At 52.0% G+C, this 26,195-nt stretch carries 25 protein-coding genes; 9 read left to right on the forward strand and 16 right to left on the reverse strand.

Features of this window, described 5'->3' with window-relative positions:
• The first annotated feature begins 56 nt into the window (after positions 1–56).
• Both GOC95_RS06705 and nikR read left to right on the forward strand, forming a co-directional pair.
• On the forward strand, positions 57–2,117 hold the full coding sequence (locus GOC95_RS06705; protein WP_275356415.1) for a TonB-dependent receptor: 2,061 nt from the start codon (positions 57–59) through the stop codon (positions 2,115–2,117).
• A 15-nt stretch (positions 2,118–2,132) separates the two neighbouring features.
• On the forward strand, positions 2,133–2,537 hold the full coding sequence (gene nikR / locus GOC95_RS06710) for a nickel-responsive transcriptional regulator NikR (protein WP_275356416.1): 405 nt from the start codon (positions 2,133–2,135) through the stop codon (positions 2,535–2,537).
• 134 nt (positions 2,538–2,671) lie between these two features.
• On the opposite strand, the gene GOC95_RS06715 is transcribed toward nikR, so the two are convergent.
• The gene (locus tag GOC95_RS06715; RefSeq protein WP_275356417.1) at positions 2,672–3,904 is read right to left on the reverse strand and encodes a hypothetical protein; all 1,233 of its coding nucleotides are present in this window, start codon (positions 3,902–3,904) and stop codon (positions 2,672–2,674) included.
• Positions 3,905–3,966: 62 nt separating this feature from the next.
• Positions 3,967–4,692, reverse strand: coding sequence for a hypothetical protein (locus GOC95_RS06720; protein ID WP_275356418.1), 726 nt, complete (start codon positions 4,690–4,692; stop codon positions 3,967–3,969).
• Between the two features lie 133 nt (positions 4,693–4,825).
• On the opposite strand from GOC95_RS06720, the gene GOC95_RS06725 reads away from it, so the two are divergent.
• On the forward strand, positions 4,826–5,221 hold the full coding sequence (locus GOC95_RS06725; RefSeq protein WP_275356419.1) for a DUF2130 domain-containing protein: 396 nt from the start codon (positions 4,826–4,828) through the stop codon (positions 5,219–5,221).
• Positions 5,222–5,274: 53 nt separating this feature from the next.
• Here the strand turns inward: GOC95_RS06725 and GOC95_RS06730 are convergent, their stop codons facing one another.
• The 9 genes from GOC95_RS06730 to GOC95_RS06770 all read right to left on the reverse strand — a co-directional run bounded on the left by GOC95_RS06730 (position 5,275) and on the right by GOC95_RS06770 (position 15,235).
• Positions 5,275–5,613 (reverse strand): tRNA-binding protein, encoded by a 339-nt coding sequence (locus GOC95_RS06730; protein WP_275356420.1) that lies wholly within the window; start codon positions 5,611–5,613, stop codon positions 5,275–5,277.
• Between the two features lie 113 nt (positions 5,614–5,726).
• The gene (locus tag GOC95_RS06735) at positions 5,727–7,064 is read right to left on the reverse strand and encodes a HipA domain-containing protein (RefSeq protein WP_275356421.1); all 1,338 of its coding nucleotides are present in this window, start codon (positions 7,062–7,064) and stop codon (positions 5,727–5,729) included.
• Positions 7,061–7,363, reverse strand: coding sequence for a transcriptional regulator (locus GOC95_RS06740; protein ID WP_275356422.1), 303 nt, complete (start codon positions 7,361–7,363; stop codon positions 7,061–7,063). The genes GOC95_RS06735 and GOC95_RS06740 overlap by 4 nt, the downstream gene beginning before the upstream one ends.
• 220 nt (positions 7,364–7,583) lie before the next feature.
• Positions 7,584–8,138, reverse strand: a complete 555-nt coding sequence (locus GOC95_RS06745) for an isochorismatase family protein (RefSeq protein ID WP_194749755.1) — start codon at positions 8,136–8,138, stop codon at positions 7,584–7,586.
• 4 nt (positions 8,139–8,142) lie between these two features.
• Positions 8,143–9,489: a TolC family outer membrane protein gene (locus GOC95_RS06750; RefSeq protein WP_275356423.1), complete on the reverse strand. Its 1,347-nt coding sequence runs from the start codon at positions 9,487–9,489 to the stop codon at positions 8,143–8,145.
• A gap of 24 nt (positions 9,490–9,513) precedes the next feature.
• Complete coding sequence (locus GOC95_RS06755; RefSeq protein ID WP_275356424.1) at positions 9,514–10,170, reverse strand: protein-L-isoaspartate O-methyltransferase; 657 nt, start codon at positions 10,168–10,170, stop codon at positions 9,514–9,516.
• Between the two features lie 148 nt (positions 10,171–10,318).
• Positions 10,319–13,519 (reverse strand): efflux RND transporter permease subunit, encoded by a 3,201-nt coding sequence (locus GOC95_RS06760; RefSeq protein WP_275356425.1) that lies wholly within the window; start codon positions 13,517–13,519, stop codon positions 10,319–10,321.
• On the reverse strand, positions 13,519–14,604 hold the full coding sequence (locus GOC95_RS06765; RefSeq protein ID WP_275356426.1) for an efflux RND transporter periplasmic adaptor subunit: 1,086 nt from the start codon (positions 14,602–14,604) through the stop codon (positions 13,519–13,521). The genes GOC95_RS06760 and GOC95_RS06765 overlap by 1 nt, the downstream gene beginning before the upstream one ends.
• A complete protein-coding gene (locus GOC95_RS06770; RefSeq protein ID WP_275356427.1) occupies positions 14,597–15,235 on the reverse strand; it encodes a TetR/AcrR family transcriptional regulator in 639 nt (212 codons plus the stop codon). Before GOC95_RS06770 ends, GOC95_RS06765 begins: the two co-directional genes overlap by 8 nt.
• 228 nt (positions 15,236–15,463) lie before the next feature.
• On the opposite strand from GOC95_RS06770, the gene GOC95_RS06775 reads away from it, so the two are divergent.
• The gene (locus GOC95_RS06775) at positions 15,464–15,868 is read left to right on the forward strand and encodes a DoxX family protein (RefSeq protein WP_194749749.1); all 405 of its coding nucleotides are present in this window, start codon (positions 15,464–15,466) and stop codon (positions 15,866–15,868) included.
• On the opposite strand, the gene GOC95_RS06780 is transcribed toward GOC95_RS06775, so the two are convergent.
• Positions 15,852–16,757: a LysR family transcriptional regulator gene (locus GOC95_RS06780; RefSeq protein ID WP_275356428.1), complete on the reverse strand. Its 906-nt coding sequence runs from the start codon at positions 16,755–16,757 to the stop codon at positions 15,852–15,854. The two genes, GOC95_RS06775 and GOC95_RS06780, sit on opposite strands and share 17 nt — an antisense overlap.
• 162 nt (positions 16,758–16,919) lie before the next feature.
• Between GOC95_RS06780 and GOC95_RS06785 the strand changes: the two genes are divergently transcribed.
• Positions 16,920–17,309, forward strand: coding sequence for a DoxX family protein (locus GOC95_RS06785; RefSeq protein ID WP_275356429.1), 390 nt, complete (start codon positions 16,920–16,922; stop codon positions 17,307–17,309).
• 18 nt (positions 17,310–17,327) lie between these two features.
• A complete protein-coding gene (locus GOC95_RS06790) occupies positions 17,328–18,128 on the forward strand; it encodes a class III extradiol ring-cleavage dioxygenase (protein ID WP_275356430.1) in 801 nt (266 codons plus the stop codon).
• Between the two features lie 10 nt (positions 18,129–18,138).
• On the opposite strand, the gene GOC95_RS06795 is transcribed toward GOC95_RS06790, so the two are convergent.
• Both GOC95_RS06795 and GOC95_RS06800 read right to left on the reverse strand, forming a co-directional pair.
• Positions 18,139–19,512, reverse strand: a complete 1,374-nt coding sequence (locus tag GOC95_RS06795; protein ID WP_275356431.1) for a sigma-54 dependent transcriptional regulator — start codon at positions 19,510–19,512, stop codon at positions 18,139–18,141.
• Positions 19,513–19,514: 2 nt separating this feature from the next.
• A complete protein-coding gene (locus GOC95_RS06800; protein WP_275356432.1) occupies positions 19,515–21,197 on the reverse strand; it encodes a HAMP domain-containing sensor histidine kinase in 1,683 nt (560 codons plus the stop codon).
• Between the two features lie 38 nt (positions 21,198–21,235).
• Here GOC95_RS06800 and GOC95_RS06805 point away from each other — a divergent pair, with 38 nt between their 5' ends.
• Together GOC95_RS06805 and GOC95_RS06810 are read left to right on the forward strand one after the other, a co-directional pair.
• Positions 21,236–22,276 carry a hypothetical protein gene (locus GOC95_RS06805; protein ID WP_194749744.1) on the forward strand — a complete coding sequence of 347 codons (1,041 nt, stop codon included), beginning with the start codon at positions 21,236–21,238 and terminating at the stop codon, positions 22,274–22,276.
• Positions 22,276–22,785 carry a hypothetical protein gene (locus tag GOC95_RS06810; RefSeq protein WP_275356433.1) on the forward strand — a complete coding sequence of 170 codons (510 nt, stop codon included), beginning with the start codon at positions 22,276–22,278 and terminating at the stop codon, positions 22,783–22,785. The genes GOC95_RS06805 and GOC95_RS06810 overlap by 1 nt, the downstream gene beginning before the upstream one ends.
• Here GOC95_RS06810 and GOC95_RS06815 read toward each other — a convergent pair.
• Positions 22,782–24,473, reverse strand: coding sequence for a phosphoethanolamine--lipid A transferase (locus GOC95_RS06815; protein WP_275356434.1), 1,692 nt, complete (start codon positions 24,471–24,473; stop codon positions 22,782–22,784). The genes GOC95_RS06810 and GOC95_RS06815 overlap by 4 nt on opposite strands.
• Positions 24,470–25,183 carry a phosphatase PAP2 family protein gene (locus GOC95_RS06820; protein ID WP_275356435.1) on the reverse strand — a complete coding sequence of 238 codons (714 nt, stop codon included), beginning with the start codon at positions 25,181–25,183 and terminating at the stop codon, positions 24,470–24,472. The genes GOC95_RS06815 and GOC95_RS06820 overlap by 4 nt, the downstream gene beginning before the upstream one ends.
• A gap of 366 nt (positions 25,184–25,549) precedes the next feature.
• Here GOC95_RS06820 and GOC95_RS06825 point away from each other — a divergent pair, with 366 nt between their 5' ends.
• Complete coding sequence (locus GOC95_RS06825; protein ID WP_275356436.1) at positions 25,550–26,191, forward strand: thermostable hemolysin; 642 nt, start codon at positions 25,550–25,552, stop codon at positions 26,189–26,191.
• The last annotated feature ends 4 nt before the right edge of the window (positions 26,192–26,195 follow it).

The raw sequence follows: 26,195 nt of genomic DNA on the forward strand, positions 1-26,195 counted from the left end.
TCTTGCGTTAATTTACTTATAGGGTGTCACTCTGTTTTCGCGCATAATGCCGCCGTATGAAAAATAACAAAAAGATCATACGGCTAAGTCTCGGCCTGGTTACGGTGCTGTTATCCCGGTTGACTGTCGCCAGTGAGGCGCTCACGCTCGATGAAGTGCCCGTGCGTGCGCATTATGACAACGCGGTCGGTTCGTCTGATGCCGCCAGCGAGGGGCGCGTGAATGCCAGCCTGATTCAAAACCGGCCCATTTCACGGGTGGGAGAGGTGCTCGAATTTGTCCCCGGCATGATCGTTACCCAGCATAGCGGCAGTGGCAAGGCCAACCAGTACTTTTTGCGCGGCTTTAACCTTGATCACGGCACCGACTTTGCCACCTATGTGGACGAGATACCGGTCAATATGCGCACCCATGCACATGGCCAAGGCTATACCGATTTGAATTTCCTGATCCCCGAGCTGGTCAGCCATATCCACTATAAAAAGGGCACTTATTCAGCGGAGGAGGGGGATTTTTCCTCTGCCGGTGCTGCGCATTTGCACCTGGTCAATCGATTGCCGCAAGGCATCGCCAGTCTCACGCTGGGCAGTTACGACTATCAACGTATGCTGGTGGCAGATTCACAGGCCATGCACAACGGCCAGCTCCTCTGTGCGCTAGAACTCAATCGCTATGACGGCCCTTGGCAAGTGGCCGAAGGCGTCAAAAAATACAATGGCGTCCTGCGTTTTAGTACAGGGGATGCGCACGACAACATGAGCCTGACCGCCATGGCCTATCACAACCGCTGGAACAGCACCGACCAGATTCCGTTACGCGCCGTCCGCGCAGGGCAGATCAACCGCTTTGATGCCATAGACCTGACCGATGACGGTGATGCATCGCGCTACAGCCTGTCGTTTAGCAAGCAGCACCGTGACGCGCAGGGCGGCTGGCAAATCAATGCCTATGCCGTGCGCTCTGCGCTCGATTTATATAGCAATTTCACCTACTTTCTCAATGATCCGGTCAATGGCGACCAGTTTAACCAAAGTGAAAAACGCACCATGCTGGGCGCGCATCTCAGCAAGACCTGGCTCGGTGAGCTTGCTGGCCTGCCCATCGAAAACAAGCTAGGGCTGCAGACGCGTTACGACAAACTGTCACCGGTTGCGCTATACAACACGGCACAAAAACAGCGCTTGTCGCTGATCCGCTCAGACAAAGTAGAAGAAAGCAGCGCGGGCCTCTATGCCGAAAACACCGTCTGGTGGCACGACAAACTGCGCACGGTCACTGGCCTGCGTTATGACCGCTACCAGTTCGACGTGAACAGCTCACTTCAGGGTAATTCAGGCCGTGTCAGTGATGGCATCGTCTCGCCAAAAGTATCTGTGATTTTCGGGCCGTGGGCCCATACCGAATTTTTCTATAATCTCGGCAAAGGCTTTCACAGTAACGATGCCCGCGGCACCACGCAAACCCGCTTGCCCGATGGCAACCCTGCCTCACCCGTCACGCCCCTGGTCGGCACGCGTGGCAGTGAGGTCGGTGTGCGCTCAGAATGGATGCCCGGCTTGCAAAGCTCGCTGGCAGTGTGGCAACTGGATATTGATTCTGAGCTGGTCTTTGTCGGCGACGCTGGTGAAACCGAACCCAGCCTGGCCAGCCGTCGCTATGGCGTGGAGTGGAACAACCATTATGTGGTCAATGACTGGTTACTGCTGGATATGGATATTGCGCTCTCCAAAGCACGCTTTACCCAACAAGACCCCAATGACCCAGGCCACTTTATTCCCGGATCCATCAATAAAGTGGCCTCGCTAGGCGCCACCGTAACCCAATGGGGTCACTGGTTTGGCGCCGTGCAACTCCGCTACTTTGGCCCACGGCCACTGGTGGCAGACAATACGGTCCAGTCAAACGCGACCTTGCTCACCTATGTCCGCGTCGGCTACCGCTTTAACCCGAAAACCAGCATGACGCTGGACATATTTAACCTGTTTAACCGCAAAGCCAGTGATATCGACTACTACTACGGATCACAACTCAAAGGCGAGGCGGCTCCGGTCAATGATATTCATTTTCACCCTGTAGAGCCTAGGGCTGCACGGTTGACACTCACCTATCATTTCTAACGAGGAGCATGATCTATGCGACGCATTACAATTTCGGTGGAAGATGACCTGGCCGACGCCTTTGACCAATTGGTCGCCGTGCGGGCCTACGTAAACCGCTCAGAAGCTTTTCGTGACCTCGTCCGTAAAGCACTCGATGAAGCTGTGATTGAAGATGTGGATCACGCACAGGCCGAGTGCGTTGCCTCGCTCAGTTATGTCTATGATCATCACGAACGCCAGCTCGCTAGCCGGGTGAATCAACTACAACACGATCATCATGACGTGATTATCGCTGCCCAGCATGTGCATTTGGATCATGACAACTGCATGGAAACGGTGATTTTGAAAGGCAAGATTGCCGAAGTGGAGGCTTGTGTGAATGCTATCTCGTCACAGACGGGGGTGACGCATGCTAAGGTGCATATAATTCCAAGGTGAGCTAGACACGCCCGAAGTTGAAACGCTTATCTATACACGGCTTGCGTCTCATGTTAGATCCTTCAATGGGTAGAAAATACATCTAACAAGTTTAATATTGGGTCCGTTAATTTAGCTCATAATCGTTGTAGGGGTTATTTTTTATAAATAAAAAAATAATAATTAAAAAGGCACTTAATGAGTTGATGCAGTCTGTGCATTTCTCGGTATGAGATTAATATCTTCCTCATGAAGTCAATGAAGTACATTTGCTCAGACTTTTCTTGTTTAATTCCCTCTTTACGTGGAAAGTATGTGATTAATTGCGTTATATCATCGTATTCAGCTTTGTAATGAGCAATTGAATTTCTAAGTTGATTATCAGCAACACCATCGTCAATTACGTACCAACTATCATCAAGAAAGCTAATTTTTAATCCGAATGCTACATCCGCGTAGTCATGTAGGCTTGCTGGTGTGTGCTTCCCAATTTCTTTAAATTCATTGTGATTACCGCGATGAATTAAATTATTTATTCCAGCTACTAACACTAACTGGCGAGACATGATCTCTGAGATGTCCTTGTACAAATCTTTATACATTTGAAAGTCATCAGTTGACACTCTGAAAGCAACTAACTCCTTCTGATAGTTTGCGTCAAAGTCGAGAAATAATGCTGGTCTCATAGGGAGTTCGGCTTCAAGTAGTTTCGGATAGATTTCTAAACAATCTTCTTGGATGTTTTTTAGAAATCCAGTATCGATTATTTCTTTGATGAAGTTATCCAAAGCATTTTTATTTTTTTCGGATAACTGCATTGTTATTTTTGAATATTTTTCAACTGCTTCTGCATTGTCATTTGGCATAGCAAAGGCAAAGAACACTTTTGCAATTACCATATATAGTGCAGCGTTAATATCTTGAGGACTTGTTGATTTAACCTTTACTCCAAACTTCGATTCACATAGGCGTGAAAATAATTCAATGTTTTTGGAGTATTGATTAATTATTTGCCTTAACTCTGGGGAAAGTCTATACAACTGATTTAAAGCATTTAACCGATGGTTGTGAGCCGCGTAGTTTTCAAATCCAATTCTTTGAATGGCTCGCATAAATGGAGTTAAGCCCATTTGATACTTTGCAAAAGACACTGGAAAATCCAAATGTAAATCAACAAAGCTGGTTTTCTCATCAAACTCTAGTGTTTCTTCAAGTACTTCAGCTCCATTTATAGACTCAAATGAAGTTTGTGTAAGGTTTAACTCTATTGGTGAGCCACAAGATTGGCAGGAAAATTTAAAAGGTTGAACGTCTCGGTTTGAAAGACCAACTCTAGCATTTGTTATTTCATTGCATGTCTTGCACTTGAATGAGAAGTTTATATTCATGATTTTAATTTTTGGATGATTATATTTATTTGCTGAGCTGATAAAGCATCCACTATTCTTCACTAATTTTTGTGGGCGGGATCTAGGTGTCTCAGATTTCTTTCGATTCGGATAATAATTGAAATGAAAACAATCATAAGAAATGTACCGAATGCTCCAGCAGCAATATAAAGACTCTGAATGGCCTCTGCCTTCCGAGCTGCGTATAACTGTTGCTCGTAAATGGCATTTTGTTTTTCTTCTTCAATTTGTGCTGCAAATTCAGTCGAATAAGAATCCATTACCTTTTCGACAATATCAACTGGCGCCTGATTCTTTGCCATTTTTGTAATTTGCGGTGAATCTAGAATTTTATCGATTGTTGAAGCTAGTCCCTTCGCATATTTTGTTTTGGTTTCTTCCTCGGTATGTGTGTTAGCCTGCTTTTTTACATACTCAATAATTTTAGATTTATTAATGGATTCATATCCTTCTGCGTGTTTTTGTACAAACTTAATTAGACTAGTCGCGATCTGGTCATAATATTTATTGTTTGGATCGTTTACCGAGGGAGAGCTATCTCCCAACTTAGCATTACCACTCTGTTTGGTGGTGTCTTTGCTTGTTAATTGTTTAATAACAAATTCATGTGAAACATGTGGCTCAGCTTTTTTTACTATAGGCTCGGATTTAAATGCCTTCATTGAGTTTAAAACTAGGATTACTACTGCCACCAGTAGAAGGCCTGCGACAAGAATGACAACAAACCGAAGAATGGCTAGATATGCATTTTCGAGCTTTTGCAGCATGTGTATCTCCCTTTTATAAATTTGATTTTTAATTTAGTTATTGCTTTTCATTAGCATAAATTTATTTAAGACTCTTTACAAGTTGCCATTTAATCCACGATTAATAACTCATATCAATTAGGGCATCGTCGATATGTTTCACCGCTACCCTAAAATGTATGTGGTACGCCCGCAGTTCTTTATTCCTATGATTACCCTGTTGCGTAATGTAGCGTTAAACTCAATGAAATACAAAACGGGGTTGGCTACCGTAAGAGCACAGAATATCGACATCACTAATTTTGAGAATGAGCGTGAAGCTTTTACAAACGCGTTTTCTCGTAACTATGAGTTCGCCTCAAATCACTTTGAGAGGGAAATTGATGAGATTGATAAATCCATCGATCATCTGCAAAAAACTAAGGATGCATTGCTAAGTACCAGCCGGAATCTGCGTTTAGCCAATGACAAAGCACAAGATGTGACTATCAAGAAACTGACTAAAGGTAATCCGACGATGGCTGAAAAGTTTGAAGAGTTGAAGCGATAACCAACCGTCAACGCTAATTCCAGCGATGACATAGTTTTCTAATAAGTGAGAATTTAGAGTAGTTTGGTGCCAAGCGGAACCACATGTTCCGGCACACATAAAGTCACTCTTCCTTCAGCATCATGAAAACCCGTTACCAGGCATTCTGACATCAACGGCCCGATTTGCTTGGGCGGAAAATTAACCACGGCGACCACTAGTTTGCCGATCAGATTTTCTGGCTTGTAGTGCGCTGTAATCTGCGCGCTGGATTTACGCAGGCCAATCTCTGGGCCAAAGTCGATGTGTAGTTTGTAGGCTGGCTTGCGTGCTTCTGCAAATACCTCCGCAGAAATCACGCGGCCAACGCGTAACTCAACCTTCGTGAAGTCATTCCATTCGATTTGATTCATATGCCCAGCTTTCTAAAATAACCGGGCATTATCGCAGAAGACTTTAATCAGGAGCGAGCGAAGCAATGCCATCACTGCCTTGGATTGCATATTCTTTCGACGGCATTTTTCGGTTAGTTTCTGTCATCCATCCCGCTGAGTTGTTTCACCATCGGATGCATGATGTATTTTTCCATAATCCCTATCATGCGGCCATCACCCTCTACTTTCCAGCGTGCGTCCTCAGGCAGTTTAGCGTTTTCGATGGTAATTTCACTTTTCAGATGACTGAATGCCAGCGGTACTTTCTTGAGCAGATTATTTAATCTGCGGGTGGCAGTGTCTCCACTTAACCCCAGTTTTTTACCGGTTTCGATAATATCTTCACGTGTAATCTCTGAAAAAAACTTTTGCGCTTGGCCCAGTCTGATGGGGAAATCTGTTTTAGGCCAGCTAGCATGTTCTTTATCTATGGCTTGCGTCTCGTAAGCGGCTGTACTCAAAAGGTCATAACATGGTGAAATTTGAATGCCATCGTGGGAAACCATGAAAGAGATGTTTTTGAGGTGGTTATCTCCGTTACCCATCAGAATGTTAAAGACTATCCAATCGAAAAACCATAGCCTTCCGACAGCCGGGACTGAAAGGCGCTGAGCTAACTTTGCAAGTGATTCAGTACTGGCTGCATCATATTTAAATACGCGGTCTATGTTGAGGAGTTGGCATCCATCAATCACATGGAGCCTGTCGACTCTGCCATCTTGATGTATAGCCCTGTCAAAACGCTCAATGAGATACACCGGCTCTGGGCAAAACAGTCGATATACTTTAGGCACATCCAATCCTGCCAGGTTTGCAACGCGCATGGTGAAGTACTCATTGATAACGGTCGACGGGTAGCGGTTTTTTTCTGGATGCTCAGGTTTTAAGATGTGTGTTGAGGCTGCCTGGCCATCTGGCTCATAAATTTCCCCATCTTGATAGATGACTGCTAGCTTATGTTGAGCACCGGCCAGGGACATTTTCTTCGGTGAATCTGCGTTCAAGGGAATTCTGGGCATCGCTTTAATGCGATCAGATAGCTCTTTTAGGGAGAGCTTTCTCTTTCCTCCCTGTTCTGGAAGTACGCCTTCAGGAAGGAGCGTTAACGATCCCGCAGATTCTCGACCATAAGCTTCTAATAATCCAAACGCATCTTCTATGGCTACTTTGGCTTCCTTAGCTAGGATCGTTCGTAACGTTTCCTCAGGAAGCAAATTATCAAAATACCATTGCACAGGTCTTGTCGTGCTACCGTCAATGTGAATGCTGGGTTTGCCTTCAGCATCTACTCTGGGTAGATTTGGAGAAAGATCGTATCCCTTGTTATCCGTGGCCCAGGTATCTGTGTATTCAAACCTCCAGATATTGTCTTCAGCGACCAATGTGCCGACATGGGCATCGTTGATATAAGCGAGCAATATTCGCTTCATTGAGTACCTTTTTGGGTCTTGCGTTGGCTGGGACGTACCAAGCCGTTCTGGTCACGAATCTTGCCCAGATAGGCTTCTGCAGAAGCTGGAACCTCGGCAGACAGTTTTATTCCCAGCTCTCCTAAAAGCCGCATGACTCTGCCGATTTGGGCGGTTTCTTTTCCGTATTCGACATCGCCCACGAAAACATGCCCCACGCCAGCAATACCAGCCAAATCATCCATACGAAGATTATTTGATTTGCGTGTAGCGCGAATGACTTCGCCCAAATCTGCTGGTGAGTTAATCGGAACCTTCATGCGAATTCCCCAAAAATATATGATCGCATATATTCTATTCCAGATCTTTTTCAAAATAAAGGAATATATCGGAACGCATATATTTTATGATTTTAGAGAGGAAGAGATGAAAATATATCTCACCGAATATATTTTCATCTCTGACTAAGCCTGAAAAATGGTAACGAAGTATTTATTTCCCGCATCCAAATACGCTAAAGGCGTTGGTGCAGCCAGCTAGCTAGCGAATCAGTGCCGACACGGCCTTGAATTGCGCATGCGTGGCGCCTTGCATGGGCTCAAATAGCATGGATTCTGTATTTGTGATGATACAACCGGCATTACGCATTCTCTCGATGCCATTGTTGCGGTTGGCCTCATTTCGTGAGATGACGGCATCTTCCACGATAAACACTTGTTTGCCTGCAGCCAGTGCATCTAGGGCGGTTTGTTGCACGCAAATATGGGTCTCCAGGCCGAACAGCACGACTTGCGGGGCGACGCTGACGGAGGATTCCTGAAAGCTGGACTCGTGCCAAGCGGAGAAGGCGAGTTTTGCGGTGCGAGGGGTGTAATCGGGCAAGAGGGTTTGCAGCGCGGGCAGGGTTGCGCCGAGTTTTTCCGGGTATTGTTCAGTCACCCAGAGCGGGATATTCAGGAGCTGGGCGCCTTGAATCAGGCGCTGAATGTTTTTGATGACGGCGGCCATGGGCTCAGGTTGCATCGCGTCACAGAGCCGGGTTTGTATATCAATCAGCATCCAAACGGCATCGGTGGTGGCAATGACTGGCTTCATGGGCTTATCTCTTGGCTAGTTGTTGGTCGATATCTTGCAGGTCGGCTTCGGAGACGATGCCGCTGGCGGTTTTCAAACGGATGATGTTCACCAGGTAGTTATAGCGGGCCTGCAATAAATCACGGTTGGCGCTGTAATATTGCTGCTGGGCGTTGAGTACATCTACGCTGGTGCGTATGCCGACTTCGTAACCGAGCTTGGTGGAGTCGAGCTGGCTTTGGCTGCTTTTGAGCGCTTGCTCAAGCGCTTTTACCTGCGCGATGCTGGTGTTCAGGTTGAGGTAGGCACGTTGGGTTTCCAGGGTGGTCTGGCGCATGACGTTTTGTAAGTCATCGAGAGCTTTTTGCCGATTGTAGGCGGCCTGGCGCACGCGTGAATTCACGGCCCCCCCTTGATAGAGCGGCACAGAGACTTCCACGCCTATGCTGGCACTTTTCAGGTCGGCACCAAACCCGTACTGGCCGCCATTGGCGTAGCTGTCCTGATAGTTGGCGACGGCATCTACGGTGGGGTAATGCCCGGCGCGTGCGATTTCGATATCTTTTTCATTCACCTGTACCGTTTCTTGCTGAATCTGGATATTCAGGTTGCTGGCATGGGCGACCTCTTGCCATTCTTGCATGGGCTTGAGGCTGGGGCTGATCTGGATATCTTCGCGCACACTGGCCAGGCGTTCTGGCAATTTGCCGGTGATCGCCTGTAGGCTGCGTTTGGCAATATCAATGTCATTGAGTGCGGCCAGCTCTTGCGCCACGATCAGGTCATAGCGCGCTTGCGCTTCATTGACGTCGGTAATGGTGGTGGTGCCCACCTCAAAATTGGCCTTGGCCTGTTGCAACTGGCGCTGAATGGCTTCTTTTTGCGCGGTGATCAGCATGTTGCGGTCTTGCGCCAGCAGCACCTCAAAATAGGCCTGCGTGGTGCGTAACATCAGGTTTTGTTGTGCCAGGTGATATTGCTTGTCAGCGATGCTCACCTGCACCTTGCTTTGGTCTATGCGCTCCAGGGCTTCTTTGCGGAAAAGCGGTTGTCTGGCTTGTAGCTGTGCCTGATAAGCTTCGTAGTTGTTGCGCCCGCCGGGGAAGGGCGCCTGGCTACCGACGATTTTTAAATCGGTGCGGTTGGCATTCGCGCCCGCCGTAAAATTCACTGAAGGACGGTAGCCGGCTTTGGCCTGTTCTATCACTTCTTGCGCAGCCTGATTGGCACTACCCGCCGAGGCCAGCACCGGATCACTGGCGAGGGCTTCCTGATACACGTCTACCAGGCTTTGCGCGGCAGCACTGGCGTGTGCCGACCACCACAGGCTGGCAATCAGCATCACTACTCTCAAATAGGCAGGGCTAGACATAAGGCATTAAACAGACATGAGATGTTAAAAAGTAAAGGCCAGGGCCTGGGGTGCGTTTTGCATTTCAGTCAGGCTGGTTTCAAACAGGACGTCTTGTTTGAAGCTGTGCTCGGCCAGACGTTGTACCAGCGTCGCCTGCATGACCGGGGCTTTGCCCAGCACGATGAGCATACGGCCACCAATGCTCAACTGGTAGCGCACGCCTTCGGGTTCAACCGGGCTGGAGGCGGTAAATACGATGGCGTCATAAGGCGCTTTGGCTTCATAGCCATTGTGACCATCGGCCTCAATCAGCTGTACATTCTGGATGCCTTGGTTAGCCAGGTTTTTCGCGGTCAGCGCGCACAGCTCGGGGAAGATCTCCAGCGCAGTGACTTGTGCGCAGTGTTGCGCCATCAGTGCGGCCAGATGGCCGCTGCCAGCGCCGACCAGTAGCACTTTGTCTTTAGCTTGCAGTTGCAGCGCTTGCAAAAAACGCCCTTCGATTTTTGGGCTCAGCATGTGCTGCCCCATGTCCAGCGGGATTTCAATATCGGCAAACGCCAGGCCGCGGTAGGCGTCTGGCACAAATGCTTCACGCGGCGTGTTGCTCAGCGTGGCCAATACTTGCGGGTCCAGCACCTCCCAGGTGCGGATTTGTTGCTCAATCATGTTAAAACGTGCGGTTGCCTGGTCTGTCATTTTTGAATCCCACTATCCGGTTAAAGAGAAAAAACATTATAGGGCACTTCTATTCATTCAACTTTCGTTGCGATACTGCGTTGCGCATAAAAAATTGCGCCTTACCTATTCCATCTATGCGGCGTCGAAATTTTTTAATCGCGCCCTATCATTGATTGCGCCATGATTGCATGGTTCTGTCGGTCAAACGGGCCCAGAACGCATACAGTGCCGGCACAAACAAAATGGTCAGCAAGGTGGCGGCGGCCAGCCCACCCATAATCGCGACTGCCATCGGTCCGAAGAACACGCTGCGCGTCAGCGGAATCATGGCCAGAATGGCCGCAGCGGCCGTCAGTACAATCGGCCGGAAGCGGCGCACGGTCGATTGCACTACCGCTTGCTCGAGCGAGGCGCCCTCGGCAATATCCTGATTGATCTGGTCGACCAGAATGACCGAGTTACGCATGATCATGCCGGAGAGCGCAATGCTGCCCAGCATGGCGACAAAGCCAAACGGCATATTAAAAATCAGCAGGGCAAAGCTAATGCCTATCATGCCCAAGGGCGCGGTCAATACCACCAGAAAGACATTAGCCAAGCTACGCAGTTGCAGCATCAGCAACGTGAATACAGCGGCTAAAAACAGCGGGACGCCTTTAACCACCGAGCTGGCGCCTTTGGCGGACTCTTCAATCGCGCCACCGGTTTCTACGGTGACGCCTGCCGGCAAATGCTGCAAAATCGGGGCAATGGCTTGTTGCACCTGGCCGGAGACCACCGGTGCCTGCATTTTGCCGCGCAAATGCGCACGCACCGTGAGCGAAGGCACGCGGTTGCGACGCCAGATCACGCCTTCTTCAAACCCATATTCAATGGTGGCCACTTGCGCCAGCGGCACGCGCTCGCCATTCTGGCTTAATACGGTTAATTGGCCGATTTGCGACAGTTGCGCATGCTCATCGACCGGACTACGCATGACCAGGTCTATGCGCTCATTCGCCTCCCTGAACTCGCTGACCACCTGTTCGTAATACTGCGTGTTGAGTAACTGCGCGATGTCTGGCGAATGGATGCCGAGCAGGCGCGCCTTGTGCTGGTCCACCTCAATGTGGATCACTTTGCTCGGTTCTTCCCAGCCCAGTTGCACATTGATCAGGTGCGGGTTGGCACGCATCGCGTCTGCAATCTGGTGCGCCACCTCGCGTATCGCTTTCAGGTTTTTGCCGTCGACGCGGAACTGCACCGGAAAGCCGACGGGTGGCCCATTTTCCAGCCGCAATACCGAAGCGCGGAGTTGTGGAAAATCGTGTTGAAACAAGTTCAGCAGATCTGTGCGCAAGGCTTCACGCTGTGGCAGGTCTTTAGTCAAAATCACCAGTTGGGCAAAGGCGCGGTGTGGCAATTGCACGTCTAGCGGCAAGTAGTAGCGGGGTGCACCTGAGCCCAGGTAGGACACGACATTCTCCACCTTGCCATGTTTTGCTTGCCAATCGTTGAGCCAGCGCTCGAGTTTGGTCACGGCCGCTTCGGTGGACTGGTCGCTGGCATTCTCGGCCAGACGCAAATCGACCACGATTTCGAGGCGGGTCGAGTCGGGGAAAAACTGTTGCTGCACTTTGCCAAAACTCAGCATGGCAACCACAAACAAGGCAATGGTTGCCAGAATCACCAGGCCCTTATGCTGGACACACCAGCTGACCGTACCTTGCAGGCGCTGGTAAAACGGCGTGGCATACAGTGTCTCTTCGTTGTGAGCGCTCGCTTCTTGATCATCGCTTTTAAAGCCTAATGTTTGCTTGAACCGGCGCCAGAGTGAAGGTTGGGCATGTGCAGCGGCATCCGGCAGCAAGTGATAGCCTAAAAAGGGCACGACAATCACCGCGGCAATCCAGGACAGACTCAGTGCAATGGCCGAGACCTGGAAGATGGAGCGGGTATATTCGCCGGTTGAGGAGACCGCGGTGGCAATCGGCAGAAAGCCTGCCACTGTAACCAGCGTGCCGGTCAGCATGGGCATGGCGGTGGAGGTGAAGGCAAACGAGGCGGCTTGCATACGCTCCCAGCCTTGTTCCATTTTGGCTGCCATCATTTCGACCGCAATAATCGCATCATCGACCAGCAAGCCTAGCGCTAAAATCAGTGCGCCCAGCGAAATTTTGTGCAGGCCAATCTGAAACCAGTCCATGAGCAGAAATGTCCCGGCCAGCACAATCGGGATGGCGACGGCGACCACAATGCCGGTCCGCCAGCCCAGGGAGAGCAGGCTCACCGCCAGCACAATCAGCAAGGCTTCAATGAGGGAGCGGACAAAATCATGCACCGAGTGTTGCACGATCTCGGGCTGCGAGGTGACCAGATGCAATTGCACGCCGACCGGTAATTGTGTTTGCACGCTGCGTATGGTGCTTTGCATGGCCTTGCCCAAGGCAATGACGTCCCCGCCGGCCTGCATGCTGACCCCGATCAGCAAGGTGGGCGTGCCGTTGAAGTGAATGCGCTCTGCCGGCGGATTGGCATAGCCGCGTTTAATGGTGGCAATCTCGCCCAGCCTCAGGTTCTGATTCCCTGCCCGAATCGGAAACTGGCGTAAATTCTCCAGTGTTTGCAAGCGACCACTGACATCCAGGCGGATTCTTTCCGGGCCTGCATCAAAGGTCCCGGCACCAACGACACTGTTTTGCTGTTGCAGGATTTGCACCAGTTGTGCCGGCGTGATGCCCAGGGAAGTGAGTTTTTGATTGGAAATTTCGATGATGATTTTTTGTGGTTGCTCACCAAACAAATCAACTTTTTCCACATCGGGTAGTTTGAGCAGACGCGCTCTTACCCATTCGGCTTGTCTTTTCAGTTGTTGCGGGTTGAGGCCGTCGGCGGTGATGGCATACATGCTGCCATAGACGTCGCTGAACTCATCGTTAAAGGTCAGGCTTTGCAGGTCACGTGGAAAGGTGTGGCGGATGTCGCCAATTTTTTTGCGTACCTGATACCAGAGCTCGGGGATTTTTTCGGAGAAGGTATTATCGCGAATGACAATAAATACCACCGACTCACCCGGGCGTGAATAGCTGCTGGTGTAATCGATGGACGGGATTTCTTGCAGTTTTTCTTCAATTTTATCCGTGATCTGCTGCTCAACCTCTTGCGCAGAGGCGCCCGGCCAGCTGGCGCGCACCAGCATGACTTTAAAGGTAAAGGGCGGGTCTTCTGATTGCCCGAGGTGGGTATAGGCAAAGCTGCCGGCGAGCAAGGTCAGCAAAATGAAATAAAGCACCAGGGCCTGGTTTTTGAGGGCCCAGGTCGAGAGGTTGAAGCGCTGCGACAGCGAGGGGCTGGTGGCTTTATGCGCTGGTGTGGTGTGTTCGCTCATTAGCGCAATACCTCCGGGCCAGGAGTGACGGCTTGCACGCGCATGCCCTCTGTCAGGGTATGCACGCCGATGGTGGCAATGGTCTCGTTGGCTTGCAAGCCAGAGGTGATTTCTACGCCCGTTTCAGTGACGTTGCCAGTGGTCACCGCACGTCGATGTGCCTGCTGTTGCGCATCTATCACCCAGACGCTGGGGTGGTCGGCAAATTGGGTGACCGCCGTGCTCGGGACCAAGATAGTTTGTCTGGCTGCACCTGATAAAAAGCGCACGTCAGCGGTCATGCCCAGTTTGATTTTGGCATCGGCATCCAGCAACTGGATGCGCAGATCGAAGGCGTGGGTCTGGCTATTGGCTGCTGGCGCAATTTCGCGAATACGGCCCTGATAGGCGTGGGACAGGCCTTGCAGCGTTACGCTGGCCTGATCACCGGGGTGCAGGGTATCAATCACGGTTTCGGGAACGGCAATCTGGATTTCCAGCGTTTGCAAGTCGTAAATCCGGGCAATGGTTTGTCCGGCGGCCACCACCTGTCCCGGCTCGGCCTGTATCATGCCGATGGCACCGCTACGGTCTGCCAGCAGTTGGGTGTAGCCTGTTTGATGCTGGCTGACTGCGGCTTGCGATTTGGCCTGCTCTAGCCTGGCTGCACTGGTTTTCACTTGTGTCTCGTAGCTGTCCAGGGCCGATTTTGAAATAAATTGCTGGCGGTAAAGTTGCTGGCGTCTGGCCAGCTCAGTTTGCGCCAGCGCCAGGTTGGCCTGTGCGGTTTGCACTTCGGCGCTGGCCGATTGGGCATTCAAACGGGTATCGCTCGGATCCAGTTGCGCAATGAGTTGGCCTTTTTTAACCAGCTCACCGACATTGACGGCACGCGTAATGATTTTGCCGCTAATTCTGAAGCCAATATTCGACTCATAGCGCGACTTCACTTCGCCGGTGTAGCGGGCGGTGGTTGCGACTGCGCTGTCTGCGATGGTCATCACCCACACCGGGCGCGGCGCAGCTGGCACCTCTGTCTCAGGTTGGCAGCCGCTCAATACGGTCATGAGGGCCAGGCTGTATAAATAAAGGCGAGCGTTATTCATGGGTAGGGGCTTTCAAAAAACCATACGTGCACATGTTTACCATGGCCTGCATGCGGGATTCCACCGGCCGCCAGTTGATCCAGGCGTCATCACACATATTGATATGCAAGGCGCAGAGGCCGTGCATGGCGGACCAGACCGTCTGCGCAATCAGTACCGGGTCAGTCAGTGTCGGCCGGAAGATGCCTGCCTGCCAGGCGCTGGTCACCACTTCAATCAGTTGCGCGTAAGCATCCTGCTCCGGGTTGTGACGCTCGATGCTGGACAGTTCTGGGGCCAAAGGTGGATGAGGCGTCATGAACATCATACGGTAGTGATTGGGATACTTCAGTGCAAACTCGATGTAGTGTTGGCCAAATTGCAAAAATCGCTGCAAGGGGTCGCGAATTTCAAAGGTGCTTTTGAGCGCCTGCGCCAGTTTGAGGACATCGGCATCGACCACCGCCCGGATCAGGGCTTCTTTGTCACTGAAATACAGATAGAGGCTGGTGGCGGTATAGCCTACCCGTTGGGCGACCGCGCGCATGGTGACCGCTTCTATCCCCTGGTGAATAAACAGTTCGCGCGCAGCATCCATGATCAGCATCCTGATCGCTTGCTTCTCGACTTCTGTCTTAACCTTGGGGGGCATGGCTGACCAATGAATTTAAATGTAACGATGTTAAGTTAACACTGTAATTATTTAATGTCAATGGGTGCTGGTAATTCTGTGCTGAATGGTGCAGAGTAACAAATGTGATACACCGGTATCCGGTTTTGAGCTGCGCCGCGGGTTAAGATTGCCGCAATGCACTGGCCGGTGGAGTCATGGGGGCGGGCGACGCTTGCGCAATCCAAATAATGATAAGGAGCGATCAAGATGAATGTACGGCAACGTTGGATCAGTTTGTTGGGGCGTGTGTTGTTATCGTTGGTGTTTATTGTGAGTGGGGTGGGCAAGGTGCTGGATCCTGCGGGCACGCTGGCCTATATCGAAAGTGCGCATTTACCGATGCCGCAGCTGGCTTATGCAGTGGCGCTGGTGGTTGAGCTTGGCTTGGGTCTTGCCTTGCTGCTGGGGTTTCGTGCACAGCTGGCTGCGGCTGGCATTGCGCTGTTTACCTTTGTCACTGCGCTGGTGTTTCACAGCAATATGGCCGACCCGCTGCAAGTCATTATGTTTCTTAAAAACATGACCATCGTCGGTGGTTTGCTGATTGTGATCGCCTTTGGTCCAGGCGGCTACAGTGTGGATGGCGGCAAGCGCATTATGTTACCGCAGTGATCGCTGTCCCCGCAGGCGGTGCTTGCAGCCATTGACGCAAATGCTCAATCAAGGCCAGCGTGTTGGCTGAGACCTGTTTGTGATACGGGTACATGGCGTAAATACCCCCCTGCGGTCGCCGGTAGTCGGCCAGCACTTCCACCAGACGGCCTGCTTGCAGGTCGGCCGCCACATAAAACGCGGGCAGCCCGGTGATCCCGAGCCCGGCCAGGGCAGCATCACGCAAGACTTCGCCGTGGTTGGACTTGAGCCTGGGCTGGATGGGGATGCGGTGGATTTGGTCATGCTCGACAAACTGCCACTCGCTGGCGCGATGGGTGAGGCAAATATGCTTGGCCAGCGCCTGCGGGGTCGACGGAATGCCATGCTGTGCAATATACGCCGGGCTGCAGCAATAGCACATCGCGGCGTCTTCCAGCTTGCGTGCCACCATGCCTTCCTCTGGCTGGTCAGTCACGCGTATCACCATATCATAGCCTTCGCTGACCATATCCACATGCCGGTTATCGGCATCCAGCCAGATTTCCAGTTGCGGGTGTTGCTGCATGAATGCGGTTAAAGCCGGCGCCAGGCGCAAGCTGGCGTAAGACAGGGGCACTGAAATTTTCAGCAGGCCGCGCAGATCGCCTGAGCTGTTACTGACCTCCAGCTCCGCTTCATGCAGTGCTTGCAGAATTGTTTGCGCCCGCTGAAAAAACACTTTGCCAGTTTCGGTGGCAGACAGTTTGCGGGTGGTGCGTTGCAGCAGTCGCATGCCCAATCTCGCTTCCAGCGCAATAATGCGCCGGCTCACCAGCTGTTTGGAAATCCCCAGCGAGTGCGCCGCGGTGGTGAAATTGCCATGCTTCACCACTTCGACAAAGAAATGCAAATCTTCAAAAGAGGTCATCTATTGTCAACTTTTATGAGACAGTTTTACGCATTATAGGGTAATTATCATTTTTATGGCGCGGGCATACAATGCGTTTTGTCAGTGAGCCGGATGAACCCGACTTTTTTAATCAGATGCGTGCTGGCAGATTCCCCTGCTCACGCTTTTAGGAGCCTACCCATGAATGTTTTGCAATCCGCCGCCAGTGTGACCGGCCGTATTTTGTTGTCACATATTTTTATCATCAGTGGCTTGAGCAAAGCTGCTAATCCCGCCGGAACCATCGGCTATATTCAAAGTGTCGGCGCGCCTATGCCTGAAGTGGCTTATGCGATTGCCTTGTTTGTCGAACTGGTACTGGGCATCGCCTTGCTGGTTGGCTATCAAACCCGTCTAGCCGCAGCGGGGATTGCCGTATTTACCGTGGCAACCGCGTTCATGTTTCACAACAATATGGCAGACCAAATCCAGCAGATCATGTTTTTGAAAAACCTGACCATCGTCGGTGGCTTGTTGATGGTTGTTGCGTTCGGGCCAGGGGCGTTGAGTGTTGATAATCGTCGCCGCTAGGTTGCGGTCAAGGCTGATATGAGCACTTTGTTTGTTTCGCATGGCGCGCCATCACTGGCGTTAGCGCCGGGCCTGACCGGGCAAATGCTGGCCGCGCTAGCTGCCAGTTTGCCCCGGCCTGAGGCGATCCTGGTGGTGTCTGCGCATTGGGATACGCGTGTGCCAACGGTGAGCCTGGCTAGCCAGCCACAGACCATGCATGACTTTGCGGGCTTTCCCCCGGCCATGTATACACAAACCTATCCGGCACCAGGCGCGCCTTGGTTGGCGGAGCAAGTGCTCGCTTTGCTGCAGGCGCATGATTTACCTGTACAAGTGCATCCTGACCGGGGGCTGGATCACGGCGCCTGGGTGCCTTTGATGCTCATGTATCCGCAAGCCGATATTCCGGTGACGCAGCTTTCAATCCAGAGCCGCAGCTCGCCTGCTGCCCAGTTTGCGCTGGGTCAGGCCTTGCAAGCGCTGCATGCGCAAAATATCCTGATCCTCGCCTCCGGCGCCATCACGCATAATTTGTCGGATTTTTTTAGCGCAGATCGCAATGCACTGCCGCTGGCTTATGTAGATGCATTTGCCGACTGGATGGCGGCACGCATCGCGCAACAGCAATGGGACTCGCTGTGCAATTACCGCAATGAATGTGCCTGGGCACGGCAAGCGCATGCCACCGAAGATCATTTGATGCCGCTGTTCGTCGCCGCAGGCAGTGTGTCGGGCACGGCACCTGGAAAGGTGTTTGGACCCGCGCAACGCTACACGCCCGAAACCACCTATGGCATTCTGGCCATGGATGCCTACTTGTGGACCGCTCAGGGTTGAGGATGGCCGATTAACGCAGGCCGTACTGGTTCAGTTTGTTCCACAGTGAGCGCTCGCTAATCTCTAACTGCTTGGCGGCTTTGGTTTTGTTGCCCTGGCAGGCTTCAAGTGCCTTGAGGATTAAGCGGCGTTCAATGGCTTCCGTGGCACGCGGAATCGAGAGGTCGTTTTCCACCGGAGTCGCGGACGTGTCTAGATTGGCGGTGGACGAAGCCGGGCCAAGGCCGGGCGATTGCGCAATGTCCGCCGGTAAGTGCTGGGGCTGTATGGTTTGGCTGCCTGCCAGAATCGCGGCGCGTTCAAGAATATTTTCCAGCTCACGGACATTGCCCGGCCAGCGATATTGATGCAAACACAGGCGTGCGCTTTCGCTGAGCTGGCCGTGGCGTTTAGCCAAAAAATACGCTGCCAGCAAGCCGACATCTTCCCCCCGCTCGCGCAATGGCGGCACTTGCAGTTGAATCACGTTGAGCCGGTAATACAAATCCTCGCGCAGTTTGCCTTCTTTGACGGCTTGCATGGGGTCGCGGTTGGTCGCCGCCACCACGCGCACATCAAGCGCGATTTGGCGGTTGCCGCCCAGTTTTTCCACCACATTCTCCTGCAATACGCGCAGCAGTTTCGACTGCAGTTGAATCGGCATTTCGGTGATTTCATCCAGAAACAGCGTGCCGCCATTGGCCAGCTCAAACTTGCCGACACGCTCTTTCACCGCCCCGGTAAATGCGCCTTTTTCATGACCAAATAATTCTGACTCAAGAATGTCTGCCGGGATCGCTGCGCAGTTCACCGCAACAAACAATTCGGTTTTTCTGGGCGAAGCATCATGCAGGGCTTTAGCGACCAGCTCTTTGCCGGTACCGGTTTCACCCACAATAAACACAGTGGCTCTTTCCGGCGCCACTTGCTGGATCATTTGTTTCAGCGACTGCATAGGCACGCTGTCGCCGATGAGGCCGGTGACCGTGGGTTGTCTGCTCTCCTTGAAAAACGAGTTTTCCAGTTGAATCCGGTTGATTGCCAGTGCCTTCTGAATCGCGATTTCCAATGTTTCGAGCTCAAACGGACGCAAAATATAATCACTGGCGCCCAGCTTCATGGCTTCGACGGCGGTTTTGATTTCGCCCTGGGCGGTGACCATGATGAATGGCAGGCGCTCAAATTGCTTGCGCAAGGCCTCAAGCAACTGCAAACCGCTCATGCCCGGCATATGCAGGTCGCTCACGACCAGATCAATCTGCTGTTGCTGGACAAGCTCGAGCGCTTCGCGGCCGTTGCCTGCCGAAAGCGCTTTGTAGCCGGCTTGCCGCAAGCTGATTTCGAGCAGCCTGCGCATGTGGGGTTCATCGTCAACGGCTAAAATGGTGTGTTGTGGACTGGACATAATTAAGTGTTTGCGAGTGGCAAGGTCAGGTTAAACTGCGCCCCTTGCCAGGGGCTGGTTGAGTATTGGATTGTACCACCGTGGGTCTCCATGATTTGTTTGACCACCGCTAGGCCCAGACCGACGCCGCCCGCGCGTTGCGTAAAAAAGGCTTCAAACAGATGGGTTTGTTGTGCAGGGGGCACCCCGGGACCGTCATCTGCGACCGAAATATGGGCATGTGTCGCATCTGACCATAAGCTGAGGGCGATGTGGCCCCCCTTGGGCAGAATCTGGATGGCGTTCATCAGCAGGTTGAGCAGGACCTGCGTCATCTGGTCCTGGTCCGCCTCCACCACCACGGCCGCTGAGGCAGAGAGCGACAGGGTCAATTGTTTGGATTGTGCCTGCGCCTGCAGCAGGGCGATCACATGCTGCAAATGCGCTTGCAGGTCGAGCGGGATTTTACTGGGCGCACGCGGACGGGCCGAGTCTATCAGCGTGCTGACCAGTTTGTTAAGGCGCTCGGTTTCAGAAATAATGAAGCCCAGCACTTCTCGGCCATCTTCTGAAAGATTCGGTTCGCGTAACAAGACATCGGCGGACGAACGCATGATACCCAAGGGGGTGCGGACTTCATGGCTCATGGCCGCTGCCATTTCACCGACCACCGCCAGCTTGGCCGCGCGTGTCAGTTGCTGCTCCGAGGCGGCGAGCTCTGCCACCATGTCGGTAAACGCCTGGTGCAAGGACTGCACCTCGACCGGCCCGCTGGACACCGGGGCAATGGCGTCGAGTTGGCGAAAGCGTTGTACATAGCGGGTCAAGGCTTCCAGCGGTCGGCTGATGTTTTGCGCGATCGGGCGCACCAGCAGGATGGAGCAGACCAGCGTCACGCCCAGCACCACAATAAAAATCATGCCCAGCCTATGCACAGGCGCGACGGCTTCATCGTGATCTTTATTCAGATGTACCTGCCAGCCCTGTAACGGCAGGCGGCTGATCAGCGGTGCCTGTGCATGCAGGCTATGCTGTTGATCCGCCCAGTGGCTGGATTGAGCCAACAGGTTTAATTTTTGATCAAACAAGGCCAGCTCGGTGCTGTGTTGGGCTGCATGGTCGAGCAGATTTTCAATCACGCGCCAGTTAAAGGTGACGACCAGGGTGCCAAGCGGTTGCAGGGTATTCTGCGACAGGATGGGGGCCGAAATCATGAGCTGCTGATGGTCCAGCCGGTAAAGCGTGATTACCTGGTCATCATCCTGGAACCGCATCCACTCAGGCGGAATTGCCAGGGGCTGGCCAATATGTGCGGGCTCACTGGAAGCCGCGACATGCCCTTTGAGGTTAATGACATCCAGGCTGAGGTATTGCTCGGCGTAGCTTTTACGCGTCTCGGCCAAAAACATCGACAAGCGTTTATCAATGTCTTCTATGAGCAAGTCTTGCATGATGCCAAGCTGGCTCCAGCTGCGGACGTTCTGTACACGTTCGTTCAACACCCGGTCGACGTGCTCGGCAACTGCTTTACCGGTGGTTTGCAGGTCGTGCTTGATTTCTACGCGTAGCGCCTGCCTTGCCTGGTAAAAACTGATCAGGCTAACCATGAGTGCCGGCAACAGGCCCGCCAGCAAAAATACAATTAAAAGCATTTTGCGGATGGTGAGTGGCGTTTGCAAGCGCGGCAGATGTGAGAAAATACGCATCAAATGGTTTTAGCCGGGACGATCATCATGGGTCAGATATGTTAAACAGCTTTAGTCGGGTTGTGCTCAGTATTCGAGTCATGCTCAGTGTAATCAGCCTGAGTATGCTATGCAAGCCGGTGGCCGCCGAAGACCTGGATGCATTCTGGAATGCGTTTCATGTGGGGGGCTACACCAGTGCTGACATTCGCGTCCCTCGCACGCAATCCACCCAGTTTACGCTGAATCAAATCAGTATGATCACCACTTGGGACCAAGGGGGCCGCGTCAAGTTTTTTAGCGAGCTGGAGCTGGAAGACCCGCTTTCTTACGACCATCATCAGGGTGTCAATACCAAAAAAAGCTACGTTGACCTCGAGCGTTTTTATTTTGATTACAACCTAAATGACAAAGCCAATGTCAGGCTGGGACGTTTTCTAACCCCTGCCGGACGCTGGAACCAACTACATGCGCCGCCGCTGGTATGGACCGCCAGCCGGCCCTTGGTCACGCGCCGCATGTTCCCTTATGGCATCAACGGTGCCATGTTGTTTGGCAGTTTGCCGGTCAAGCAAGTGGATCTTGAGTATCAGGTATATGCAGAAGCCCTCAAGGATCAGCATCAGGATGGCGACGAAATCATCTTTCGTGATGTCATGGGAGCCCGCGTCGCCTTCAACAACATTTTAGGCCTGACCGGCGCCAATGCTGGTTTAAATACTTTGGGCCTCAATGTGATGAGCTATCAGAAAAACTATGCGGGCTCACCTACGTATCATGTCTTTGGCCTGGATTTTTTGCTTGAACTCAACCGCTGGGAGTTTAGCGGTGAAGTGTATGAGCGCAGAACCACGGCGGGCGATGACGGTGGCAGCGGCGGCTACGTGCAGAGTGCCTATGCGCTAGGTCAGGAGTGGTACTGGATCACCCGCCTGGAAACGCTGCATGAAGTGGAAAGCAAAAATGCAGACCGCTGGGTATTAGGCATGACCAAGCGCGTCAAACCCAACCAGTTGCTCAAGTTTGAGTTTATTGGGGGCAGCGGGGAGTACAGCGATGTGCCGCGCGGGTTTGTAACCTCTTTTGCGGTGATGTTTTAATGTTGTTACAGCAAAGATATCATCGCCTGCGTAGACTCGTCAGTCTGCTCAGCATGCTGATGCTCATGGCGGCAAGCGTACAGGCGGCAGACGACAACCGTCCCATTGCCGTGATTGTGCCTGCACAAGCGGGGCTGGCCCCCAGCATCCATGCCGACGAGCTGGGCCTGATTTTCTGGCGCAAGAAACTGTATGCCGAGCATGGGCAGGCGCTGCATCCTGTCAATCTGCACAGTGAGCACCCACTGCGGCTCAAGTTTTCACAATGGGTATTGCATAGTACGCCGCGCTCACAAATCAACTACTGGAACGGGCTCTACTTCCACGGGGTGCAGCCGCCATACACGGTGCAATCCGAAGAAGCAATGATTCGGTACGTGGCTGAAACCGATGGCGCCGTCGGCTATATTGATGCCTGCCATGTGGATGAGCGTGTCAAACCCGTGTTGTGGCTGTCCTCCGGCAAAGTGAGCGCCGATGCGCCCACGATCAGGTGTGATACGAATTAGTTTGCCGGGATGGCAGCCTGCCCCGGTTGTGGGATCAGGTGCTTTCTTTGCTCCTCGATCAATTCACGGTTTTGTGCCAACCAGCTAAATTCGGCATGACACACTTCTGATTTCAGCTCGTAGGCGGTGAGCAGTGTGCAGAACACATCGTCGTGGCTGAGCGGGTAGTTTTCATAAGGGGTCACTTGCGACAGCTGATAATCAAAATGCTGCCCCAGCCACAAAATGGCCGGCACATGTGTTTGCTGCTGCGGCGCAATCATGTAGGGCGCCGCATGCAGGTAAATCCCGTGTTCGCCTAATGACTCGCCATGGTCAGAGACATAGAGCATTGCTGTTTCACGTTGGGTGTCGTATTTTTTCAGAAACTGAATTACTTCAGATAAGAAATAATCGGTGTATAAAATGGCATTGTCGTAAGAGTTGTCAATTTCTTCTTGTGTACATTCCGACAGGCGACCGGTTTTACACACGGGCGTAAACCGTTTGAATTCATCGGGATAGCGGCGGTAATACTCCGGCCCGTGATTACCCATCTGATGCAGCACGATCAGAATATCCTTGTCTTTGTTTTTTGCGACAAAATTGTCCAAGCCGCTCAGCATGCCGATGTCACGGCACTCGTTGTCATTGCAGACCGGATTGTGTATCGGTGATTTGAAATCCTCATACGGTACGCGCAACGCCACCCCTTTTGAATCCGAGTTATTGTCACGCCAAAGTACGCTTACGCCATGCGCTTGCAGGACGTCCAGTGCATTTTCCATATGCAAGGCTTTCTCCTCGTCATATTGCTTGCGCGTCAGCAAAGAAAACATACACGGTACGGAAACCGCGGTGGACGTCCCGCAAGAGGTCACCTGCTTAAAGCTCAGTATGGTTTCCTTGCTCAGCCTGGGGTTGGTCAGCCTATGGTAGCCGTTCAATGAAAAGCGATCGAACCTGGCGGTTTCACCGACCACCATAATAATCAGCTCATGGTGACGCGGCTCCCCTACATTGACCGCATCTACCGCGGTTTTCTGCAAGCCGGTAATACTGCGGGTAAACACTTTTTTCGAGGCCCACTTCACCAGCGAGTAATGAAAGAAGGTGGGGTTGGCATACATGCGTACCAGTTTGTGTTCGCGGATAAAGGTCGCGTAATCTGCACTGCAGGGGATCACTACCAGGACCATGCCCAACATCAACAGGCCGATCTGTTTGAGGCGAACGCTAAGCGCATCCCGCACAAAAAAACGGGCAGGCACGGCTTTGATCAATACCAGTGCCGGCATCACACCCAGCAACAGCATTTTGATGAAAAAGCCCCACGATAACAGCCCCATGACTTCACGTGCATCTGTTTTGACGGCGTTGTCCAGCATGACATGGTCAATAATCACGCCGAATTCATCCATATAAAACGCGGCCCAGGCGGCAGACAACACAATCACCGCCAACACCCAGCGGGCAGATTTGCCATGGCTCAACAGCATCAGCCACCAGGTAATGCTAAAGGTGAAAAACAGGCTCAAGCTGATAATAAAGCCCGCATTTTCTGCATTCCAGGGGTAGAGATTCAGGATATGGCTAAACAGCGCATGGTTGCTGGTCAGCATCAACCACAGGCTGACAGCCCAAATCAGGCAGATTTGGGGGGTAAACAGTACGTACAAAGCACGCTTGAGGTTTGCAAATAGTTTCATTCAATACGACTCTTGGTATAAGTAAGGACCAGCAATAGCCAACTGCACATCAGCCAAAGCGATGTCAGGGTATGCGATAAAAAGTGGGCACCTCTGACTTGTTGCGCCCAACCCAGCATTAAGCCGACGGCCAGGCCAGATAGCGCCATCAGCAGGGCTTTACGCGGGGCGTGCGGCAGCCACAACAAACAGAGCGCCGACAGCCAGACGCCACTGGTGGTATGTCCGGCTGGAAAGCAGTGCCCCTCTTCAATCCCGGCATGGCTGCTGAATGTAGGCGCCCACTGTAGCTCGCCGCCATAACGCACAACATCCCAGGGGCAAGCATGCGGCATTTGATGTTTGAGGCCAGAGACCAGCAGCGCATTGAGCAAGGCCAAAAAAAGAATCCAGCGAAGTTTATAGCGCATGGAGGCTGTCAGCCGCTTGCCGAACCAGCGTTCAGGCACACTGCTGATCAACAACAGGGTGAGCCAGAGCAAGGTCAGCAGATGCTTGGCATATTCATGCATGATGGTTTCGTAAAAAAAAGCATGCTTTTGGCTAAAGGCCTGTTGAGCAAAGTCAAAGTGCTGGTCGGCCAGATAGAGATCTATGCCCGTGCCATTGGCCAGCCAGACAATCACCATGGCGGAGAGCAGCCACGCTTTCCACAGCATGGCCAAGGTCGGTTCAGGTAACCAGGGTTGCGTTATTGTTTGAGTATTCATTGCTCAGTGTGTATGCCTGTTTTTATCCATATTCGCACGATTAACAGGAGGTGCGTCTCTTGTTTTCAAAAACGTGGACATGAAATGCAAACCGTGTGCCACATTCCCGTACGCGTCGTTAATACTAAGGTAAACGACTGATTTGCATTGGAAAAACACTGCATCCTTGACAGGGCTGCGCCAGCTCATAGGCGATCAGCCTCTGCAAAATGTGCAGAAGCTGAATACACAGCCTTTAATAGTCTGCAAAATATGCAGGGTTTTGCGGGGTGGCTTTTGATTAAGATGATGATTTATAAGTATAAATTGATCTGGCATAAGGATTGCAAATGAAAGCCCAAGAGCATTCTTTGCGAGACGGTTGACATGTTACATTCAGAACCAAACACAGCATTTTATCACGCGGCCTCTGCCTATGAGCTGAGAGACTTTGCCCAGGCCAAGCGTTATCAGGTCAATGAAATTACCGGACACCTGGTCGAGCAGGGGGCCCCCTGCCGTCAGGAGGTGGAGGCCTTTATTGCTGCGGTGTTTAAACAGATGTATGGTGCAGAAGTCAGCCAGTTTATGCCGCAACTGGTGGCCTTGCGGGATGCCAGTGGTGTGCTGATGGCCGCCTTTGGTTTGCATCATGCCGCCTATGGCCGTCTGTTTCTCGAGCAGTATATTGATGAGCCTATTGAGCAGTTGATGTCGCGCCAGCTTGGCCGCGACATTGCACGTGAGGAAATCACCTATTTTGGTAACCTGGCGGTGGCCAATCCGCGTAATGCCGGCGTGCTGATTGCGCATGTGATTCAACATAGCCTGAGTATGAATTTACCTTGGGGCGTTGCGACCGCACATCACAGTTTGCAAAATGGCCTGATCAAGGGCGGGCGAGACTTATATCCATTAGCGGCGGCGAATCCTGATCGTCTGGACGCGCAAGAACGTGCAAAATGGGGCAGCTACTACAAACATATCCCGCAAATTGTGGCGATTCGTGGTGTGGCTGATCCTTTATAAGCCC

The sequence above is a fragment of the Methylophilus sp. YYY-1 genome, assembly GCF_029132825.1.
GTDB lineage: Bacteria > Pseudomonadota > Gammaproteobacteria > Burkholderiales > Methylophilaceae > Methylophilus > Methylophilus glucosoxydans.

What these genes read in the sequence shown, in the direction of transcription:
- GOC95_RS06705 (WP_275356415.1), top strand. Translation starts at nt 57, where the DNA reads ATGAAAAATAACAAAAAGATCATACGGCTAAGTCTCGGCCTGGTTACG.
- nikR (WP_275356416.1), top strand. Translation starts at nt 2,133, where the DNA reads ATGCGACGCATTACAATTTCGGTGGAAGATGACCTGGCCGACGCCTTT.
- GOC95_RS06715 (WP_275356417.1), bottom strand. Translation starts at nt 3,904, where the DNA reads ATGAATATAAACTTCTCATTCAAGTGCAAGACATGCAATGAAATAACA.
- GOC95_RS06720 (WP_275356418.1), bottom strand. Translation starts at nt 4,692, where the DNA reads ATGCTGCAAAAGCTCGAAAATGCATATCTAGCCATTCTTCGGTTTGTT.
- GOC95_RS06725 (WP_275356419.1), top strand. Translation starts at nt 4,826, where the DNA reads ATGTTTCACCGCTACCCTAAAATGTATGTGGTACGCCCGCAGTTCTTT.
- GOC95_RS06730 (WP_275356420.1), bottom strand. Translation starts at nt 5,613, where the DNA reads ATGAATCAAATCGAATGGAATGACTTCACGAAGGTTGAGTTACGCGTT.
- GOC95_RS06735 (WP_275356421.1), bottom strand. Translation starts at nt 7,064, where the DNA reads ATGAAGCGAATATTGCTCGCTTATATCAACGATGCCCATGTCGGCACA.
- GOC95_RS06740 (WP_275356422.1), bottom strand. Translation starts at nt 7,363, where the DNA reads ATGAAGGTTCCGATTAACTCACCAGCAGATTTGGGCGAAGTCATTCGC.
- GOC95_RS06745 (WP_194749755.1), bottom strand. Translation starts at nt 8,138, where the DNA reads ATGAAGCCAGTCATTGCCACCACCGATGCCGTTTGGATGCTGATTGAT.
- GOC95_RS06750 (WP_275356423.1), bottom strand. Translation starts at nt 9,489, where the DNA reads ATGTCTAGCCCTGCCTATTTGAGAGTAGTGATGCTGATTGCCAGCCTG.
- GOC95_RS06755 (WP_275356424.1), bottom strand. Translation starts at nt 10,170, where the DNA reads ATGACAGACCAGGCAACCGCACGTTTTAACATGATTGAGCAACAAATC.
- GOC95_RS06760 (WP_275356425.1), bottom strand. Translation starts at nt 13,519, where the DNA reads ATGAGCGAACACACCACACCAGCGCATAAAGCCACCAGCCCCTCGCTG.
- GOC95_RS06765 (WP_275356426.1), bottom strand. Translation starts at nt 14,604, where the DNA reads ATGAATAACGCTCGCCTTTATTTATACAGCCTGGCCCTCATGACCGTA.
- GOC95_RS06770 (WP_275356427.1), bottom strand. Translation starts at nt 15,235, where the DNA reads ATGCCCCCCAAGGTTAAGACAGAAGTCGAGAAGCAAGCGATCAGGATG.
- GOC95_RS06775 (WP_194749749.1), top strand. Translation starts at nt 15,464, where the DNA reads ATGAATGTACGGCAACGTTGGATCAGTTTGTTGGGGCGTGTGTTGTTA.
- GOC95_RS06780 (WP_275356428.1), bottom strand. Translation starts at nt 16,757, where the DNA reads ATGACCTCTTTTGAAGATTTGCATTTCTTTGTCGAAGTGGTGAAGCAT.
- GOC95_RS06785 (WP_275356429.1), top strand. Translation starts at nt 16,920, where the DNA reads ATGAATGTTTTGCAATCCGCCGCCAGTGTGACCGGCCGTATTTTGTTG.
- GOC95_RS06790 (WP_275356430.1), top strand. Translation starts at nt 17,328, where the DNA reads ATGAGCACTTTGTTTGTTTCGCATGGCGCGCCATCACTGGCGTTAGCG.
- GOC95_RS06795 (WP_275356431.1), bottom strand. Translation starts at nt 19,512, where the DNA reads ATGTCCAGTCCACAACACACCATTTTAGCCGTTGACGATGAACCCCAC.
- GOC95_RS06800 (WP_275356432.1), bottom strand. Translation starts at nt 21,197, where the DNA reads ATGCGTATTTTCTCACATCTGCCGCGCTTGCAAACGCCACTCACCATC.
- GOC95_RS06805 (WP_194749744.1), top strand. Translation starts at nt 21,236, where the DNA reads ATGTTAAACAGCTTTAGTCGGGTTGTGCTCAGTATTCGAGTCATGCTC.
- GOC95_RS06810 (WP_275356433.1), top strand. Translation starts at nt 22,276, where the DNA reads ATGTTGTTACAGCAAAGATATCATCGCCTGCGTAGACTCGTCAGTCTG.
- GOC95_RS06815 (WP_275356434.1), bottom strand. Translation starts at nt 24,473, where the DNA reads ATGAAACTATTTGCAAACCTCAAGCGTGCTTTGTACGTACTGTTTACC.
- GOC95_RS06820 (WP_275356435.1), bottom strand. Translation starts at nt 25,183, where the DNA reads ATGAATACTCAAACAATAACGCAACCCTGGTTACCTGAACCGACCTTG.
- GOC95_RS06825 (WP_275356436.1), top strand. Translation starts at nt 25,550, where the DNA reads ATGTTACATTCAGAACCAAACACAGCATTTTATCACGCGGCCTCTGCC.